Origin of the sequence: Burkholderia sp. Bp9012 (genome assembly GCF_003853825.1) — a bacterium.
GTDB classification, from domain to species: domain Bacteria; phylum Pseudomonadota; class Gammaproteobacteria; order Burkholderiales; family Burkholderiaceae; genus Burkholderia; species Burkholderia diffusa.
In genome coordinates this window covers 1-1,797 of sequence record NZ_QTQA01000067.1, presented here as the reverse complement: position 1 = coordinate 1,797, position 1,797 = coordinate 1, and the positions used below count along the sequence as shown (strand labels likewise).

Annotated in this window: 3 protein-coding genes; all 3 read right to left on the bottom strand. The window is 56.3% G+C overall.

All coding sequences use genetic code 11. From position 1 onward, the window contains the following. Window positions 1-107 precede the first annotated feature (107 nt). The gene (locus DIE11_RS35885; protein WP_124629848.1) at window positions 108-710 is read right to left on the bottom strand and encodes a J domain-containing protein; all 603 of its coding nucleotides are present in this window, start codon (window positions 708-710) and stop codon (window positions 108-110) included. A 331-nt stretch (window positions 711-1,041) separates the two neighbouring features. Continuing rightward, entirely contained in the window at window positions 1,042-1,347 is a 306-nt protein-coding gene (locus DIE11_RS35880) for a hypothetical protein (RefSeq protein ID WP_124629847.1), read from the bottom strand. A gap of 35 nt (window positions 1,348-1,382) precedes the next feature. Further along, entirely contained in the window at window positions 1,383-1,664 is a 282-nt protein-coding gene (locus DIE11_RS35875) for a hypothetical protein (RefSeq protein WP_124629846.1), read from the bottom strand. Between the last annotated feature and the right edge of the window lie 133 nt (window positions 1,665-1,797).

Below are 1,797 nucleotides of genomic sequence, written 5' to 3'. Positions count from 1 at the left end.
CCCAATTAGCCGTCAATTCATGAAGCAGTCGATCAAAAAACCTCCCCCGAAGTTGGCACCGATCGCGTTCGAGTTCTGCGTTCGCAGAACTGGTCACACACCAAGGCTCACCGGCGCAGCCCGAATACGCCGTGCCAGAGAGCGCTGAAAAAGTCCGTATGCGCGTGTTCGCCACTCCTTCGTGCGTCGCTCTTTGACGGCTGCGCCGATGCCGCCTGTGTCGCCCTCTCGTCGCATTGCGGCATCTGCTCATCACGCTCCCCGTCCCGCGATGCGCCCGGCTGGCGCGACGCATGCAACTCGACCACGCTACCGGCTATGCGCTCGGCGAGTTGAACATCGCAATCACGGCCGAGCAGAACACCGAACACGACGTCGCGGTTGTGCCCTTGCTCGGCGAAGCGCATCGCCCATGCCACGAACCGCGCATATTCCGCTTCGCGCTCCGCGTTCAAGCGCTCCTCTTCTTCGCGAAGTCGTGCGTGACGGAGCATTTCCTCTGCGTAAGCGGTGTCATAGACGCGGCGCAGCTCCGGGTCCGAGAGAATCGCGTATGCCTCCTTGATCTCCTGAAATCGCGCATGCGCGTCCGCTTCGCACCCGACGTTGCGGTCGGGATGCGCTTTCATCGCCGCCTTTCGGTAGCCTCGCTTGATTTCCTCGTTGGTCGCGTTCTCGCACACACCGAGCAATTCATACATTGTCGTCATTGTGCGTCGGGATGAAAGTCGGATCGCGTTGATCGTAGCATGTCGCCGCAGCGCCAATCCGTCGGGTTGAGAATTCACCGGGTTCTGAACACCCTGAGTGCAGCTCAGGAGCGCTTTGGCAGATGACGGAGTCTGAATCATTCTCATCGGAACGGCCGTCTGCCGACTGGAGCGGTCGCTCGACTGTCCGAATGTGCATGCAGGCGAACGGCGCTTCATGGCCGAACGCGGCCGGCGGCCGGCCGCCGCCCTGCAACGCGCGACCGACGCAGGTCAACCCAGAGCTGATCCTCGAGTTGCAGGGTAGCGGTCATTCGCACTTGTGGCGCACTCAGCCTTGATGATCATAAATATCGTTGACAATCAGATAGCCCACCGCCCGCTCACGTTCGAGAACCTCAATCCTCTGTCCGATTTTTACGTGTGCGGAAAGTTGTGCCCAACTCGCGAATGCAATGTCAGCTTTCAGGGTTTCTCCCGGGTAGTGCAGGTCATTGTCTACGTAGGAATGGTGTCCACTGAACAGATAGTCAACAAACGATAACTTGTGATGAGGTGCGTACCCGCTACGCACACCACGAAACTTCGGCTCGGCGACGTCCGTTGAAATATGGAACGTTGCACTTATGTTGCTCAATGTGCCTCCCTTCGTGATAGATCTGACTCAGTTTTCTAGCTATGTACCACACACGGTACAAAGGCTCGCAATTGGCGTCCGAAGCGGTTTGCTGCAAGTAGTGCACGGAGGGCATATAGCTTGAGTTGGTGATACATCAACGCATACGCATTGGTTTCACAGAATCCCGTAATCCGTTCATAGGCCGCTGGAGCTGGAAGACCCTTATTGATCTGATAGGCCTCCGCTAAAATTACCCCAGTTTCTTTCTGATACTGTTTGATTTGCTCGAACACCGTTTCGGGATTGACCAATAGCCATTCGTCTTCCGAGAGCATCGGCACATCAATCTTGCAGCGCTAACAGTAGATCGTTTGTGGCATCTATTTAGCTGCTTCCAAAGTCAAGGTTGCTCGCTGACGTGAGCAAAACGTCCTGATATTGTCGACGAATGAGGCCCATATGTCGACT

Excerpts from the sequence above, each read along its gene's own strand:
- DIE11_RS35885 (WP_124629848.1), bottom strand. The coding sequence starts at position 710 with ATGACGACAATGTATGAATTGCTCGGTGTGTGCGAGAACGCGACCAAC.
- DIE11_RS35875 (WP_124629846.1), bottom strand. The coding sequence starts at position 1,664 with ATGCTCTCGGAAGACGAATGGCTATTGGTCAATCCCGAAACGGTGTTC.